Below are 15832 nucleotides of genomic sequence, written 5' to 3' on the forward strand. Positions count from 1 at the left end.
CCTGGGCCCTCGTGCCGGGGGCGTCCTCATGCCCGGGGCGCTGTGCGCGGGACCCTCACGGTCACCCGCAGCCCCTGGGGCTCGTTGCGGGCGTACGACATGCTCCCGCCGCCCCCGAGCAGCAGGGCCCGCGAGATGGACAGGCCGAGGCCCGAACCGCTGACGTTCTGATGGCGGGCGCTGCGCCAGAAGCGGTCTCCGACGCGTTCCAGCTCGTCGTCGGTCAGGCCCGGTCCGCCGTCGGCGACGGTGACCGTACACGCCTCCCCGTTCGGCACCACCGTGACCGTCACGTCCTCACCGCCGGGCGTGAACTTCAGCGCGTTGTCGATCACCGCGTCCAGGGCGCTGGAGAGCGCCACGGGGTCGCCCCACGCGGTGACGGCCTCCGGGCCCTCCCGTGTGAGGTGTACGCCCTTGTCGTCCGCCAGGGGACGCCAGGCGGCGACCCGCTCGGTGACCAGCTCGCCGATGTCGATGAGCTGGAGGTGTGCGGGGGCCTGCTCGGCGAGCGCCAGCCCGAGGAGGCTGTCGAGGACCTGGGCGAGGCGCTTGCCCTCGGTGCGGACGGAGGCGATCTCCTCGTTACCCTCGGGCAGTTCGAGGGAGAGCAGCTCGATGCGCAGGAGCAGGGCGGCGAGAGGATTGCGCAGCTGGTGGGAGGCGTCGGCAACGAAGGCGCGCTGCTGCTCCAGCACTTCCTCGACGTTGTCCGCCATCTCGTTGAACGAGCGGGCCAGGCGCCGGAGTTCCGGCGGCCCGCCGGCCACCGCGACCCGCGAGTTCATCACGCCGGTCGCTATGTCGTGGGTGGCCGCGTCGAGGATGCGTACGGGCCTGAGCACCCAGCCGGTCAGCCGGAACGCGGCGCTGACCGCGACGAGCATCGCCGCCGCCTCGCCCGCCGCGATCAGCAGCCAGCCGTGCAGGATCCGCGAACGCATCTGCCCGGTCGGCGAATCGGTGACGACGACCGCGACCACGTCACCGTCCCGTACGACCGGAGAGGCGACGACAAGGCGGCCTTCCTGCCAGGGCCACACCTGCGCCGGGTCGTGGCTGCGACGCTTGTAGAGCGCTTCCTGGAAGGCGACCCGTCCCTCGCCGCTCTCGGGAACGGTCCAGTTGTCGGGTGCGCTCGCCATCGCGACGCGGTCGCGGTAGAAGACGCCCGCCTTGATGCCGTACACCGCGTGGTAGCTGGCGAGTTCGCTCTCCAGCGTCTTGCGGCGCTCGTCCTGGCCGCTCTCCGTGCGCTCGGTGACGAACTGCGCGAGCGCCGCGAAGCGCGCCGTGTCGTCGATCCGGTCGACGACCACGCGCTGCTGCTGCGCGGCCGCCACGCTGACGGCGAGCGGAAAGCCGAGCGCGAGCAGGATGCCCGCGAGCAGGACGATGAGCAGCGGAAGGAGGCGGGTGCGCACGTGGGGTTACGGGCCCTGTACGGACGCGGCCGGGGCGACGAGCCGGTAGCCCACACCGCGCACGGTCTCGATGAGCGCGGGCATCCTCAGCTTGGAGCGCAGGGAGGCCACATGCACCTCCAGGGTGCGGCCGGTGCCCTCCCAGCTCGTACGCCAGACCTCGCTGATGATCTGTTCCCGTCGGAAGACGACACCCGGGCGCTGCGCGAGGAGAGCGAGCAGGTCGAACTCCTTGCGGGTGAGCTGCACTTCGCTGCCGCCCACGCTGACGCGGCGGGTGGGCAGTTCGATGCGTACGCCGCCGAGCCGCAGGGCGCTGTCGTCACCCGGAGGCGGCGGGGTCTCGCCCGTGCTCTTGCGACGGCTGACAGCGTGGATACGGGCGAGCAGTTCGCCGGTGTCGTACGGCTTCACGACGTAGTCGTCGGCGCCCAGGTTCAGGCCGTGGATGCGTGAGCGGACGTCCGCCCGCGCGGTCACCATGATCACCGGGGTGTTCCCGCGCTTGCGGATCTTGCCGCAGACCTCGTAGCCGTCCTGATCGGGCAGCCCCAGGTCGAGCAGTACGACGCCGAAGGGCTCCCTCTGGGCCGGCAGCAGTGCCTGGATGGCCTCCTCGCCGCTGCGGGCGTGGACGACCTGGAAGCCGTGGCGGACGAGGATGGCGGAGAGGGCCGCGGCGACGTGGTCGTCGTCCTCGACGAGCAGCAGTCTCATGGCACCCCCCAACCGGTGAAATGTTCTTGAACAGGTCTCGCGCAATATGCCTCATGGCATAAACGCCGATGCATCACGTTCCAGTCAAGACCCTTCCCGTTACGGGCATGTTCCGTTATGGAGCCGGTATCCCCGGCCGGAGTCCTGTTCACGCGGTGTGTCCGGTTGCAGCCGGATCGTTATGCTCAATTTCCGCTCAGATGTGATGACGCTGGTCGTAGCGGCTGACTAGGGTCCTCCCAACCGAGGAGGACGGAGCAAGAAGCCGATGAGCGGAGTTCCAGTGACCAAGGCCGCCGATGACGCTGCCCCCGCAGCCGACGACCTGGTCGTGCTGAGCAACGTCAACAAGCACTTCGGCGCGCTGCATGTGCTCCAGGACATCGATCTGACCATCGCCCGTGGCGAGGTCGTGGTCGTCATCGGGCCCTCCGGGTCCGGAAAGTCCACGCTGTGCCGCACCATCAACCGCCTGGAGACGATCGACTCCGGCGCGATAACGATCGACGGCAAGCCGCTGCCCCAGGAGGGCAAGGAGCTCGCACGGCTGCGTGCCGACGTCGGCATGGTCTTCCAGTCGTTCAACCTCTTCGCGCACAAGACGGTGCTGGAGAACGTCACGCTGGGCCAGATCAAGGTCCGCAGGACGGACAAGGCCGCGGCCGAGAAGAAGGCGCGGGAGCTGCTCGACCGGGTGGGCGTCGCCTCCCAGGCGGACAAGTACCCGGCGCAGCTCTCCGGCGGCCAGCAGCAGCGCGTCGCGATCGCGCGGGCGCTGGCCATGGACCCCAAGGTCATGCTCTTCGACGAGCCCACTTCGGCGCTCGACCCCGAGATGATCAACGAGGTGCTGGAGGCGATGCAGCAGCTGGCGCGCGACGGCATGACGATGGTGGTCGTCACCCACGAGATGGGCTTCGCCCGCTCGGCCGCCAACCGCGTCGTCTTCATGGCCGACGGCAAGATCGTCGAAGAGGCCACGCCCGACCAGTTCTTCAGCAACCCGCGCAGCGACCGGGCCAAGGACTTCCTGTCGAAGATCCTGCACCACTGACGCGAGGTACTTCCACGCGTCTTTCTCTCTTCTGCTGACACAAAGGATGTTCACCATGCAGGTTCGTAAGGTCACTGCGGCGGCCGCCGTCGTACTCGCCCTCTCCCTCACCGCGACCGCTTGTGGCTCCGGCGACAAGGACGACAAGGGTGCCGGCGGCAAGAAGATCACCGTCGGTATCAAGTTCGACCAGCCGGGCATCGGCCAGAAGACGCCGGACGGCAAGTACGTGGGCTTCGACGTCGACGTCGCCACGTACATCGCCAAGGAGCTCGGCTACAAGGCGAGCGACATCGAGTGGAAGGAAGCGAAGAGCGCCGACCGCGAGCTCATGCTCTCCCGCGGCGACGTGAAGTTCATCGCGGCCTCCTACTCGATCAACGACGAGCGTGCCAAGAAGGTCGACTTCGCCGGCCCGTACCTGCTCGCCCACCAGGACATTCTGGTCCGGTCCGACGACAGCTCCATCAAGTCCGCCGATGACCTGAACAAGAAGAAGCTGTGCTCGGTGACCGGCTCCACGTCGGCGCAGAACGTCAAGGACAAGCTCGCCCCCAAGGCCCAGCTTCAGCAGTACACGACGTACTCGCAGTGCCTCAACGGCCTTCAGAGCAAGGCGATCGACGCGCTGACGACCGACGACTCGATTCTCGCCGGTTACGCCGCGCAGAAGAACTTCCAGGGCAAGTTCAAGCTCGCCGGTCTGAAGATGACCAACGAGAACTACGGCATCGGTCTCAAGAAGGGCGATGCCGACCTCAAGAAGAAGATCAATGACGCCCTGACCAAGATGGTCGAGGACGGCTCCTGGGACAAGGCCGTCGAGGCCAACTTCGGCCCGGCCGGCTACAAGCACGAGAAGGCCCCGAAGATCGGCAACATCGTCAAGTGAAGCAGGGACTGATCGGCGCGCCGCCCTCCGGGGCGGCGCGCCGCGCCCTCCACACACGCGGAAGCGCGGGAGATCGTGTTCGACTTTCTTGAAGGTTATGACCTCTTGGGGGCCTTCTGGGTGACGGTGCAACTCACCGTCCTCTCAGCCCTCGGCTCCCTCATATGGGGAACCGTGCTCGCAGGCATGCGAGTCGGCCCGATCCCCCTGATGCGTGGTTTCGGCTCCGCGTACGTGAACTTCGTACGGAACATTCCCCTGACCATCATCATCGTCTTCACCTCGCTGGGCCTCAACCAGACGATGGGCGTCACCCTCGGCGCCGAGGAGTTCGACAGCATCAACTTCCGCCTCGCCGTTCTGGGGCTGGTCGCCTACACGTCCGCCTTCGTCTGCGAGGCGCTGCGGTCCGGCATCAACACGGTGCCCGTCGGTCAGGCGGAGGCAGCGCGCGCGCTCGGCCTGCGCTTCACGCAGGTACTGACGCTGATCATCCTGCCGCAGGCGTTCCGGGCGGTCGTGGCGCCGCTCGCCAACGTATTGATCGCGTTGACGAAGAACACGACCGTGGCCGCGGCCATCGGTGTCGCTGAGGCAGCCTTCCTGATGAAGGGAATGATCGAGAACGAGGCAAACACCCTTCTGATCGGCGCCGTCTTCGCGTTCGGATTCGTCTGCCTCACCCTCCCGACCGGCCTGCTCCTCGGCTGGGTGAGCAAGAAGGTGGCGGTGAAGCGATGAGCTCCCTTCTGTACGACGCCCAGGGACCGCGCGCCAAGCGGCGGAACCTGCTGTACTCGGCCCTGTTCCTCGCCGTCGCCGCCTTGGTGCTGTGGTGGGTGATCGGCAGCCTGGCCGAGAAGGACCAGCTCGACTGGGAGAAGTGGCAGCCCTTCACCGACGGGCGTACGTGGACGACGTACATCTGGCCGGGTCTCGAGAACACGCTCCTCGCCGCGGCGCTCGCCATGGTCATCGCGCTGCCCCTCGGCGCGATCCTGGGTATCGCACGCCTCTCCGACCACAAGCTGGTCCGGGGCGTGGCAGGCACGATCGTGGAGTTCTTCCGCGCCATTCCCGTGCTGATCCTGATGCTGTTCGCCAATGCGGTGTACGCCGGATTCAGTGGTATCAGCTCCGACAACCGGCCCCTCTACGCCGTGGTCACGGGCCTGGTCCTCTACAACGCCTCGGTGCTCGCCGAGATCGTCCGCGCCGGCATCCTGTCGCTCCCCAAGGGACAGTCCGAGGCCGCCATGGCCATCGGTCTGCGCAAGGGCCAGACCATGCGGTCCGTGCTGCTGCCGCAGTCGGTCACCGCGATGCTGCCGGCGATCGTCAGCCAGCTCGTCGTGATCGTGAAGGACACCGCACTGGGCGGCGCGCTGCTGACCTTCCCCGAACTGATGTCGACCATCAGCACGATGAGTGGCTTCAACGGGAACATCTTCGCGTCCTTCATCGTCGTCGCGCTGATCTTCATCGCCATCAACTACGCGCTGACCACGTTCGCCGGCCGGCTGGAAGCACGCCTGCGGCGTGGCAAGAAGTCCACCGGCGCCGTGGTCGGAGCGGACGCGGCCGCCGCACTCTCCACTCCGGGGGAGTCCGCAGGGCCGGACGGCTCGGGCGGCGGGTAGAACTGACGAATTGTGAGGCAGCGGCCACCGCGCCGCTGCCTCTGTCACTTGACGCAAGCACCCGCAGTGGGTTGCATACGTTCTGTGATCGTGCACCGGGTTCCAGCTGCCACTTCCCACATGTCCGTACGGACTGGAGGGGACGCGCCGTGGACCCGGTGATCGTCGTTGGGGCGGGTCCTGTCGGGCTGGCTCTTTCGCTGGCTCTCGCGGGCCACGGAGTTCCCTCCGTCCTGCTCGACGAGGGAGCGGGCAAGGACGAGCCCCGTACGGCCCGCACGGCTCTTCTGCGCGCCGACACGGCGGAACTGGCCGAGCGGCTCGGCTGCACGACTGTCCGTGACGAAGGGACGCGCTGGACCGGCTGGCGGTCGATGCGGCGCAACCAGGACGTCCGGGAGATTCGTTTTGGCGAGGACGGGGACCTGCCCTCCCCCGTACATCTGCCGCAGCACGACCTGACACGGGGGCTGCGGGACGCCGTCATGGCGCACGAACTCGTTCAGATCGTGCCGCACGGGCGCCTCGACACCATCGAGCAGGACGCCGACGGCGTCACCGCACACACCCGCGAGCCCGGGGCCACCTGGTGGCGCGGCAGCTTCCTGGTCGGCTGCGACGGGGCGAGGTCGACGGTGCGCAAGCTCCTCGACGTCCGCTTTCCGGGCCGTACGGCGGTCGAGCGGCACGCCGTCGCGGCGCTGCGTACGGAGCTTCCGTGGGACGGCGAAGCGTTGCTGCACCGGATGCCGCCGTGGCGGTCCGGCGGACAGGAAGTGACCGCGCGCCCGCTGCGGGACGGTGTGTGGCGGCTCGACTGGCTGCTGCCGCCGCGCGGTGAACTCGTCACGCCCGAGGGCCTGGTGGCGCGGGTGCGGGACACGCTGGCCGGATGGTGCGGGGAGACACCTCCGTACGAGCTTCTCGACACGGGCGTGTACACGCTGCACCACCGGCTGGCCCGCAAATGGCGGGTGGGCCGGGCGTTCCTCGCCGGGGACGCCGCCCACCTGCTCGGGGCGCTCGGGACGCAGGGCCTCGACGAGGGGCTGCGGGATGTCGACAACCTCGCCTGGAAGCTGGCGCAGGCGTGGCAACTGGGCGCCTCGGAGAAGCTGCTCGACAGTTACCAGGCGGAGCGGCGTGCGGCGGTCGCCGCGCGGCTGCGCGCCGCCGACCAGGCGCTGCCGGTGCTTCGGGGCAGCGGTCTGCGGACGTACCTTCCCGGCACCGGGCGCGGGCACGACACGCTGCTGACGGACGGGCATCTGGGACGGGGCGCGCTGGGGGCGCCCCCGGAGTACACGCGCTCTCCGCTCGCACCCCCGCACGCCGAGGCGCAGACGCTGGTGGGTACGCCCCTGGGCGGGCCGGTCGCGGACGTACGGGTGACGGCGCCCGACGGAGCCACGGTACGGCTGCGGGACCGGCTGGGCCGGGGGCGGCAGCTGGTGGTACTGGTCGCGCCGGGGACCGGCGTGTGGGACCGGCGGCACTGGATGACCGCCGGGGTGATGCCCCGGCTGGCCGCCGCGGTGACGGCGCTGCCGGTGCGTGCCGAACTGCTGGTCACGGAGGGCTACCCGGGGGCGTCGGCGCACACCGTGCTGCTGGTACGGCCCGACGGGCATCTGGTCGCGGCGTTCCACGGGGTGCGGCCGGCCGAGCTGTACGCGGCCGCGGACGCGGCTCGCGGAGGGGCGCCAGCGGCGGCGCGCACGGGGCCCGGCCGGCAGCGTTCCGGTGAGGCGGAGGGCTCGGCGACGTCTGCGGGCGCCGAGCGGTCCGACCGACCGGAACCTGATGAGCGTACTGAGCGTGCCGACCGTACCGGCCAGGCCGACCCGACCGACCGGACAGCGGACATCAATTGACCGTCACAGGTGTGCGTGGTGTACTCCGGAGCGTGACCGACACCGATGTGCGCCTGTGGCGGAGGGTCCATATGGACCTCGTCCGCTATGCGGGCTGCGTGTGTCGTCCGTCCTGCTGATTCGCCCTTTCTTCTCGCGCGCTGTGCCGTGCCCTGCTGTGCGTCCGGCCGCGCGTTCTCGCGCAATCTTTCAGGACGGTCCTCTGTGTCTCTTCCCGTACGTTCCACTGGCGCGCCCGCAAGCGCTCCCCGGAACGCTCCGACTCCTCCCTCCCGCTCGTCCGCTCCTTCGTCCGCTCCCTCATCCGCTCCCCGGCCTGCTCCCTCGCCTGCGGAGCTGCTCGCGTTCGTGCGCCGTACCGCGGCTGATGCTTCCCTGGTGGCTTCCCTTCCGCTCGACCCGGAAGGCCGTACGTGGGTACGGCTCGAAGGGCCCGGCGGGAGCGAGGCGTGGCTGATCGGCTGGCCGCCCGGCACCGGTACCGGCTGGCACGACCACGGTGGCTCGCACGGTGCCTTCGCCGCAGCGGCGGGCACACTGCGGGAGGAGTCGCTGGCGGCGCGCATCCCCACGGAGGGCTGGAAGACCCTCGAAGTGGCCGACGGGCTCGACCGGGAGCAGCGGCTGACGGCCGGCCGGGGACGGGCCTTCGGCGCGCACCACGTGCACCAGGTGCTGAACGAGTCGGCGGACGATCACGCCGTCTCGGTGCACGCCTACTACCCGCCACTGCCGATGATGCGGCGCTACAGCCGCACGGGTGCGGTGCTACGTCTGGAGCAGGTCGAGCGTCCGGAGGAGTGGCAGTGAGCGGCGAACGTATCGGCATCGACGAACTGTTGGAGCGGGTGCGCGAAGGGCTCGACCGGATCGGGCCGCAGGAGGCGTACGACGCCGCCGGGGCCGGTGCGCTGCTGGTGGACATCCGGTACGCCGCGCTGCGCGAGCGGGACGGGCTGATTCCGGGGGCACTGGTCGTCGAGCGCAACGAGTTGGAGTGGCGGCTCGATCCCCAGGGCAGTCACCGGGCTCCGGAGGCCACGGATCACGATCTGCGCGTCGTGGTGATCTGCAATGAGGGATACGCGTCGAGCCTCGCCGCGGTGTCCCTGCGGCAGTTGGGGCTGCACCGGGCGACGGACCTCGACGGTGGGTTCCAGGCATGGCGGGCGGCGGGCCTGCCGGTGGTTCCTGCTCCGTAAGGGCGCACCCGGTGACGCGTGCGGCGCTCTCGCTGCTGTCCGCGCCGCCGCCTGGTTCCTTTCTGTGCCGTGAGGGGCTCTCCTGTGCACACGTGTCGCTGTGCACAGGAGGGCGGACGGGGGGCGGACGGCCGGGGCGTCCGGCGGGCCGTGCGGTGGGGCGCCTGGTGGGGTGCCCGGCAGGGGCGCCCGGCGGGCCTTCCGGTCGGCTCGGCACCCACCTCTGATACCGCGGCTCAGAGCGGGTCGTAGCCCAGATCGTCGTCGTCCGCGGCTTCGCCCTCCTCTTCGAGGGCGCGTCTGACCACCCGCAGGGCCATGCCCTCCGGATAGCCCTTGCGGGCCAGCATGCCGGCGAGGCGGCGCAGCCGGCGGTCGCGCTCCAGGCCACGGGTGGACCGGAGTTTGCGGGCCACGAGCTCCCGGGCCCTTTCCTCCTCCTGGTCGGAGTCGAGCTGCTCCATCGCGTCGTCGATGAGCGGGGGCGCGACTCCCTTGTTGCGCAGCTCCCGCGCGAGCGCCCGACGGGCGAGGCCCCGGCCGTGGTGGCGGGACTCCACCCAGGCGTCCGCGAAGGCCGCGTCGTTGATGAGCCCGACCTCCTCGAAGCGGGACAGCACCTCGTCCGACACATCGTCCGGGATGCCGCGCTTCTGGAGGGCGTCCGCGAGCTGTTTGCGGGTGCGGGCGGTCCCGGTGAGCAGCCGCAGGCAGATCGCCCGCGCCTGCTCACCCGGATCCTGAGGCGGCAGCCCTTTCCCGGCCCTCGACGGGGCGGGGCTGCCGCTGTCCTCGGCATCCATGCCTTCGCTTGCGCTTCCCGGCCAGTCCGTCCTCCGGGTCACGGTCTAGCTCTTGGCTGCCGCGGGCTTGGCCGCCTTGGCCTTGGTCGCCGGAGCGGGTACCGACTTCGCGTCGCCGGCGGCGGCCGGTCCGCCGACCGCGGCGTCCGCTCCGGGCTCCGCGCCCGGCGCCACCGGCTTGACGCCGACGCCCAGCTTCTCCTTGATCTTCTTCTCGATCTCGTCGGCGAGATCGGGGTTGTCCTTCAGGAAGTTACGGGCGTTCTCCTTGCCCTGGCCGAGCTGGTCGCCCTCGTACGTGTACCAGGCGCCCGCCTTGCGGACGAAGCCGTGCTCCACGCCCATGTCGATCAGACCGCCCTCGCGGCTGATGCCCTGGCCGTAGAGGATGTCGAACTCGGCCTGCTTGAACGGCGGCGCGACCTTGTTCTTGACGACCTTGACACGGGTGCGGTTGCCGACCGCGTCCGTACCGTCCTTGAGGGTCTCGATGCGCCGGATGTCGAGCCGCACCGAGGCGTAGAACTTCAGCGCCCGGCCACCGGTCGTGGTCTCCGGCGAGCCGAACATCACGCCGATCTTCTCGCGGAGCTGGTTGATGAAGATCGCCGTGGTCCCGGACTGGTGCAGCGCACCAGTGATCTTGCGCAGCGCCTGGCTCATCAGCCGGGCCTGGAGACCGACGTGCGAGTCGCCCATCTCACCCTCGATCTCGGCCCGCGGTACGAGGGCCGCGACGGAGTCGATGACGATCAGGTCGATGGCGCCCGAGCGGACCAGCATGTCCACGATCTCGAGTGCCTGCTCGCCGGTGTCCGGCTGGGAGAGGATCAGGTTGTCCGTGTCGACGCCGAGCGCCTTGGCGTATTCGGGGTCGAGCGCGTGCTCCGCGTCCACGAACGCGACGGTGCCGCCGGCCTTCTGCGCGTTGGCCACGGCGTGCAGCGTCAGTGTCGTCTTACCGGAGGATTCCGGTCCGTACACCTCCACCACACGGCCACGCGGCAGCCCGCCGACGCCGAGGGCGATGTCCAGGGCGGTCGACCCGGTGGAGATGACCTCGATGGGGTCGTTCGGCCGGTCGCCGAGGCGCATCACCGCACCCTTGCCGAATTGTCGTTCAATCTGTGCGAGCGCGGCGTCGAGCGCCTTCTCGCGGTCGGTGCCTGCTGCCATGGGTTCCACCCGATTTGCTTGAGTCGATCGCTTCACGTCAAAGACGCTATCTCCTGCCACTGACAACGCGCCCCGGCGTCGTCCTGACCTGTGGATAACTCTCGCGGCCACACGGCCAGAACTCCCATGAGAATGGATGTTCGATTTTGGTGTCAAGCGCACCACGCCAGCCGCACCGGGCCTCCCGCACCGGCCGTCGGCGGCCCTGCCGCTGCACGGCCGGGCGCTCGTCGCCGTCGGCCGCTCGGTCCTCCGGCAGCGCCGTCGGTGGCCGGTGCCCGTCGCGGTGGTGACCCCGCTGCGCTGCGGCCGACAGCCGGCGCCTCCCGCCCGTACGCCGGACGGTCAGATGTCGTCGTCCGAGGGCGGCGGCGTCCGGTCGGTGCGTGACACCTGCCGCGGCTCGTGGCGCAGGGTGCGCCACATGCGTACGAGGGCGGAGGTGCCCTTGCGCCGCGGCTGCCTGCCGTGCACGCGCGGATCGTCCGTCACGGCGTAACGCTTCACATACGCCCCGAGGAACGCCTGGAGGGTCGCGATCGCAGGAATCGCGATCAGCGCGCCGACGGCCCCCATCAGCGCCGTGCCCGCGACGACCGACCCGAAGGCGACCGCGGGATGGATGTCGACGGTCTTCGCGGTCAGCTTGGGCTGGAGTACGTAGTTCTCGAACTGCTGGTAGACGACGACGAATCCGAGCACCCACAGCGCGTACCAGGGATTCACGGTGAAGGCGATCAGCATCGGCAGTGCGCCGGCCAGATACGTACCGATGGTCGGGATGAACTGCGAGATCAGTCCCACCCACACGGCGAGGGCGGGGGCGTACGGCACGTCCAGTATCAGCAGCAGGACGTAGTGCGCGACGCCCGAGATGAGCGCCATCAGACCGCGCGAGTAGATGTAGCCACCGGTCTTGTCGACCGCGATCTCCCAGGCGCGCAGCACCTCGGCCTGACGGGCGGGCGGCAGTACGGAGCACAGGGCGCGGCGCAGCCGGGGTCCGTCGGCGGCGAAGTAGAACGAGAAAAGGAAGATCGTCAGCAGCTTGAACAGCCCGCCGAGCACGGTGGCCGAGACGTCCAGTACGCCGGTCGCGCTGTTCTGTACGTACTTCCGCAGCCAGTCGGAGTTCAGGACGCTGTCCTGGACCTCGACCCGGGAGAGCTCCGTGTGGAAGGTCTGGTTGATCCAGTTGATCACCTGGTCGAGGTACTTGGGGAAGTCCTCGACCATCTCGACGATCTGACCGGCCAGCATCGAGCCGAGCAGTACGACGAATCCGACGCCCGTGGCCAGCACCCCGATGAAGACCAGAAAGGTGGCGAGGCCGCGGCGCATGCCGTGCGCCGCCATCCTGCCGACGGCGGGTTCGATGGCGAGGGCCAGGAAGAAGGCGATCAGGATGTTGAGAAGCAGGCCGACGAGCTGGTGGAACGCCCAGTTGCCGAGCTGGAAGCAGGCGTAGAGCGCGAGCGCGAGCACCATGGCGCGCGGCAGCCACCGGGGCATGCGAGCCCGACCGCTGTCCGCCGCGGGGGGCGCGGGCGGCGGTGCGGTCGGCGGGTCTTCTCGCCCGGCGGGCTCGTCGTTGGGTGCCACGGAGCCAGTCTGACCCATGCCTGTGACATCCCGCCGCTCCCCCCTCGCGGCCGGCACCTCAGCGCTTGTCCGCAGGAACGTCCATCGCGGCGCAGACGGCGCGCCAGACGGTCTTCGCCTCCCAGCCGGCGTCCAGCGCCTGGTGGACCGTACGACCTCCGAGCTCGGCCATCACGTGGTCGCGGGCGAAGGAGTCGGCGTACGCCTCGCCGAAGTGCTCCGCCATCCGCTCCCAGAAAATCGTCAACCGCATGACTCCAGTATCGCGCCCCTGAGAGTGCAGCCGTGTGAGTGGAGCTTCCCGAGAGCGCTTTCCGCTCTACGGTCGTTCCATGGCTGGATCCGGAGCATCCCCCCTCGCCCGCGCCGAGCACTTCGTGTGGCTGACGGCCCGCGTTCTCGAACAGCGGCGGTTCGCCCACCACTTCCTTGACGGCGGCGCCGACGCGGTGGAAACAGCGCTCGCCTCGTACCTGGGAGAAGACGGCGGTTACGGCTACGCCCTGGAACCAGATCTGCGCGGTCCCGTGAGCCAGCCGCTGCACGTCGCCCACGCGCTTCGTGTCCTCGATTCCATCGGGCGATGTGAGGGGCCCCGGGTGGAACGGCTGTGCCGCTACCTGTCCGACGTGTCCACCAAGGACGGGGCCCTGCCGGCGGTGCACCCTTCGTTGCGCGGCTATCCGGCCGCGCCGTTCGTCCCGGTCGTCGACGACCCTCCGAGTGATCTCCTGGCGACAGGCCCTGTGGTGGGGCTGCTGCACCGCAACGAGGTGTGGCACGCGTGGCTCTTCAGAGCCACCGACTTCTGCTGGGCCGCTGTGGAGGCGCTGGAGGAGTCGCATCCGTACGAGATCCAGGCGGCCGTCGCCTTCCTGGACGGCGTGCCCGACCGCACGCGGGCGCGCGCCGCGGCCGCCCGGCTGGGCCGGCTGGTGCGCGATCAGGGGCTCGTGGTGCTGGATCCGGAGCGCGCCGGGGAACAGCCGGTCGCCCCTGGATACGCCCCGGGTGAGCACCACTTCGCGTACGACTACGCCCGTACCCCGGGTTCGCTCGCGCGGGGCTGGTTCACCGACGAGGAGATGAACCGTGCGCTCGACTTCCTCGCGGCCGGACAGCGGGATGACGGGGGCTGGCCGATCCGCTGGCGCGAATGGGCGCCGGGGACTGCCCTGGAGGCGCGTCCCGGCGTCACGATCGACGCGCTGCTGATGCTACGGGCGTACGGACGCGTCATCGGCTGACCCGGCCGGGGCGGCGTCCCGCAGCAGCAGGGCGGCAAGGAGCGGCTGCCGAGCCGCCGCGCGTGGACGCGACGGCCGCCGCACACCGGTGCCGTACGTCAGCCGCTGATCGCCCGTACGCCCGCAGTGACGACCACGGCGGCCCCGACCACGACGAGGAAAGGGGCGCGCAGGACAAGAGCGAGCGCCGCCGCGGCGAGTCCCGCGCCCCGGGCGTCGAGGACCAGCTGCTGACCGGTGCTGAACGTCTGCTGGGCGGTGAGCGCGGCCAGCAGGGCCACGGGCAGCAGGGCGGCCAGGCGCCTGACCAGCGGGCGCTCCAGGGCCCCGGCGGGCACCAGCAGGCCGATGAGCTTGACGAGGTAGCAGCCGACGGCTGTGGCTCCGATAGCGATCCAGACGCTCATCGCCGGTCCTCCTTGGCGGTGTGACGTGCCCTGCGGCCCTGTACGCAGAGCACGGCGGGAGCGGCGAGTGCGGCCACGAGCACGGGCACGCCGGCCGGCAGTACCGGCAGGACCCCGAGGGCAAGGAGCACCGCGAGGCCCGCGACAGTCCGCTCCGTACCGGTGCGGAGCATAGGCGCCAGCAGTGCGAGGAAGACGGCGGGACTCGCGGCGTCCAGGCCCCACGCGTCGGTGTCGCCGATGGCCTCGGCACCGAGTGCGCCGACCAGGGTGGTGAGGTTCCACAGCACGTACAGGGTCAGCCCTGTGACGGTGAAGCCGAGCCGCGCGCTGCGGCGCGAGGGCTGGGCGAGCGTCACGGCCGTCGTCTCGTCGATCACCCAGTGCGCGGCGAAGGGACGTACGAAACGGGGCAGGGCCAGCAGCTGGGACAGCCGCAGGCCGTAGAAGGCGTTGCGTACGCCGAGGAAGAAGGCACCCGCCGCGGCGGTGAAGGGATTGCCGCCCGCCGCGAGCGCGCTGACGAGCGCGAACTGCGAGGCGCCTGTGAACACGAGAAGGCTGAGCGCGCAGGTCTGGAGCAGGGTGAGGCCCGAACCGGCGGAGGTCACGCCGAAGGCGAAGCCGGAGAGTCCGACGGCGACGCCGACGCCGAGCGCGTCGCGTACGACGGCCCTGTCCGGTCTCGCCGCGGGTGGATCTGTGCGTATCGCTGGGGGTGCTGTCTGTTCTGCCACGCCCCGGACACTACGGCCGGCGGCCGCGACCGGTCTTGTACGTTCTTGCGCGTTCCCGCTGGTAGGCGCCGGGCGGCACGCCGACGATCCGGGTGAAGTGCCGGTTCAGGTGCGGCTGGTCCGTGAACCCCACCGCGGTGGCGGCCTCGGCGGGCGCCGTGCCGGCCTCCAGGAGCCGCCGGGCACTGCGCACGCGCGCGTTGGTGAGCCAGGTGTGCGGCGGCATGCCGTACGCCGTCCGGAACGCGCGCAGGAGCGCGAACGGACCGGTCCCGAGTTCGTTCGCGAGCTGTTCCAGGGAAGGGGGCTCCGCCATGCGCTCCTCCAGGAGGCCCTTCGCGAGAGCCGCCGTGCGGGCGCCCGCCGCCGTCGGCGGGCGTACGGGCAGCGTCTGGCCGTGGCGGCGCAGCAGCCCGGCCACGGCGATGCGCAGCAGGCTGTCGGCGGCGAGGGCGTTGCCCTCCTCGGCGGCCTTGTGCACCGCCCGGATGAGCCGGGCGGTGTCCGGATCCTCGACGATGGTCTCGGCGAAGCCCGCCGTTCCGCGCAGGTTCGTCGTCTCGTCGGCGATGGCCGCGACCACCTGCGCCGAGGGATACAGGGTGGCGTACGACCATCCCTCCGGCACGCCCGCGTGGGCGGAGTGCGGAACCTCCGGGTTGATCATGACGACGGTGCCGGGGCAGGCTCTGATCGTGCCCTGGGGCATGACCACGTCCTCGATGCCGCGGAAGACCGCGCCGAAGACGAACCCCTCGTGACTGTGCCGCGAGAAGGAATGGCGGACGTAGCGGGCCCGCAGCAGGTCGAGGCCGGGAACTCCCGGATACTGCCAGTGCCGGGCCCACTCGTCCTTCCCACACGCCGTCACCGGCGCGTCCGCCGCCTCGCGGGGCTCCGGAGCTCCAGCGGCCCCATCCACCCCGCCCATCCCACCGGGCGTACTCACCCCACCACCCCATCAGTCGTCCCGCCGACCCCACCCGGCCCGCCGGCCAGTCGGCCCTCTCGCGCTTCCACCACCGCCATACAGCCATTCTGCGCCCGTCCCGCACGC

Annotated in this window: 18 protein-coding genes; 9 read left to right on the forward strand and 9 right to left on the reverse strand. The window is 70.3% G+C overall.

Annotated elements, in window-relative coordinates; all coding sequences use genetic code 11:
• Positions 1–26: 26 nt before the first annotated feature.
• Positions 27–1424, reverse strand: coding sequence for a sensor histidine kinase (locus tag AS594_RS09440; protein ID WP_069926550.1), 1398 nt, complete (start codon positions 1422–1424; stop codon positions 27–29).
• A 6-nt stretch (positions 1425–1430) separates the two neighbouring features.
• Positions 1431–2141 (reverse strand): response regulator transcription factor, encoded by a 711-nt coding sequence (locus AS594_RS09445; RefSeq protein ID WP_069926551.1) that lies wholly within the window; start codon positions 2139–2141, stop codon positions 1431–1433.
• Between the two features lie 268 nt (positions 2142–2409).
• Between AS594_RS09445 and AS594_RS09450 the strand changes: the two genes are divergently transcribed.
• The 8 genes from AS594_RS09450 to AS594_RS09480 all read left to right on the forward strand — a co-directional run bounded on the left by AS594_RS09450 (position 2410) and on the right by AS594_RS09480 (position 8803).
• A complete protein-coding gene (locus AS594_RS09450) occupies positions 2410–3195 on the forward strand; it encodes an amino acid ABC transporter ATP-binding protein (protein ID WP_069933175.1) in 786 nt (261 codons plus the stop codon).
• 55 nt (positions 3196–3250) lie between these two features.
• On the forward strand, positions 3251–4087 hold the full coding sequence (locus AS594_RS09455) for a glutamate ABC transporter substrate-binding protein (RefSeq protein WP_069930399.1): 837 nt from the start codon (positions 3251–3253) through the stop codon (positions 4085–4087).
• A 75-nt stretch (positions 4088–4162) separates the two neighbouring features.
• Positions 4163–4828, forward strand: a complete 666-nt coding sequence (locus AS594_RS09460) for an amino acid ABC transporter permease (protein WP_069926553.1) — start codon at positions 4163–4165, stop codon at positions 4826–4828.
• On the forward strand, positions 4825–5727 hold the full coding sequence (locus AS594_RS09465; protein WP_069926554.1) for an amino acid ABC transporter permease: 903 nt from the start codon (positions 4825–4827) through the stop codon (positions 5725–5727). Before AS594_RS09460 ends, AS594_RS09465 begins: the two co-directional genes overlap by 4 nt.
• A 149-nt stretch (positions 5728–5876) precedes the next feature.
• Positions 5877–7601 carry an FAD-dependent monooxygenase gene (locus AS594_RS09470; protein ID WP_069926555.1) on the forward strand — a complete coding sequence of 575 codons (1725 nt, stop codon included), beginning with the start codon at positions 5877–5879 and terminating at the stop codon, positions 7599–7601.
• A 47-nt stretch (positions 7602–7648) separates the two neighbouring features.
• Entirely contained in the window at positions 7649–7720 is a 72-nt protein-coding gene (locus tag AS594_RS47550) for a putative leader peptide (protein ID WP_309544753.1), read from the forward strand.
• A gap of 217 nt (positions 7721–7937) precedes the next feature.
• Positions 7938–8411: a cupin domain-containing protein gene (locus AS594_RS09475; protein WP_420877891.1), complete on the forward strand. Its 474-nt coding sequence runs from the start codon at positions 7938–7940 to the stop codon at positions 8409–8411.
• Positions 8408–8803 carry a rhodanese-like domain-containing protein gene (locus AS594_RS09480; protein ID WP_079144702.1) on the forward strand — a complete coding sequence of 132 codons (396 nt, stop codon included), beginning with the start codon at positions 8408–8410 and terminating at the stop codon, positions 8801–8803. The genes AS594_RS09475 and AS594_RS09480 overlap by 4 nt, the downstream gene beginning before the upstream one ends.
• 236 nt (positions 8804–9039) lie before the next feature.
• Here the strand turns inward: AS594_RS09480 and recX are convergent, their stop codons facing one another.
• The 4 genes from recX to AS594_RS09500 form a co-directional block, all read right to left on the reverse strand.
• Complete coding sequence (gene recX / locus AS594_RS09485; protein WP_079144701.1) at positions 9040–9648, reverse strand: recombination regulator RecX; 609 nt, start codon at positions 9646–9648, stop codon at positions 9040–9042.
• 3 nt (positions 9649–9651) lie between these two features.
• Positions 9652–10782: a recombinase RecA gene (recA, locus tag AS594_RS09490; protein WP_069926559.1), complete on the reverse strand. Its 1131-nt coding sequence runs from the start codon at positions 10780–10782 to the stop codon at positions 9652–9654.
• Positions 10783–11127: 345 nt separating this feature from the next.
• Complete coding sequence (locus tag AS594_RS09495) at positions 11128–12294, reverse strand: AI-2E family transporter (RefSeq protein ID WP_069926560.1); 1167 nt, start codon at positions 12292–12294, stop codon at positions 11128–11130.
• A 148-nt stretch (positions 12295–12442) separates the two neighbouring features.
• Positions 12443–12637, reverse strand: coding sequence for a DUF3046 domain-containing protein (locus tag AS594_RS09500; protein ID WP_028814212.1), 195 nt, complete (start codon positions 12635–12637; stop codon positions 12443–12445).
• Positions 12638–12716: 79 nt separating this feature from the next.
• Between AS594_RS09500 and AS594_RS09505 the strand changes: the two genes are divergently transcribed.
• The gene (locus AS594_RS09505) at positions 12717–13631 is read left to right on the forward strand and encodes a hypothetical protein (protein WP_069926561.1); all 915 of its coding nucleotides are present in this window, start codon (positions 12717–12719) and stop codon (positions 13629–13631) included.
• Positions 13632–13729: 98 nt separating this feature from the next.
• Here AS594_RS09505 and AS594_RS09510 read toward each other — a convergent pair whose 3' ends face one another.
• Genes AS594_RS09510 through AS594_RS09520 form a run of 3 tightly spaced genes read right to left on the reverse strand, consistent with a single transcriptional unit; the run spans position 13730 to position 15706 of the window.
• Positions 13730–14038 (reverse strand): AzlD domain-containing protein, encoded by a 309-nt coding sequence (locus AS594_RS09510; protein WP_069926562.1) that lies wholly within the window; start codon positions 14036–14038, stop codon positions 13730–13732.
• Positions 14035–14775, reverse strand: coding sequence for an AzlC family ABC transporter permease (locus tag AS594_RS09515; RefSeq protein ID WP_069926563.1), 741 nt, complete (start codon positions 14773–14775; stop codon positions 14035–14037). Before AS594_RS09515 ends, AS594_RS09510 begins: the two co-directional genes overlap by 4 nt.
• A 10-nt stretch (positions 14776–14785) precedes the next feature.
• Positions 14786–15706 carry an AraC family transcriptional regulator gene (locus AS594_RS09520; protein WP_079148246.1) on the reverse strand — a complete coding sequence of 307 codons (921 nt, stop codon included), beginning with the start codon at positions 15704–15706 and terminating at the stop codon, positions 14786–14788.
• Positions 15707–15832 lie beyond the last annotated feature (126 nt).

It is taken from the genome of Streptomyces agglomeratus (genome assembly GCF_001746415.1).
GTDB lineage: Bacteria > Actinomycetota > Actinomycetes > Streptomycetales > Streptomycetaceae > Streptomyces > Streptomyces agglomeratus.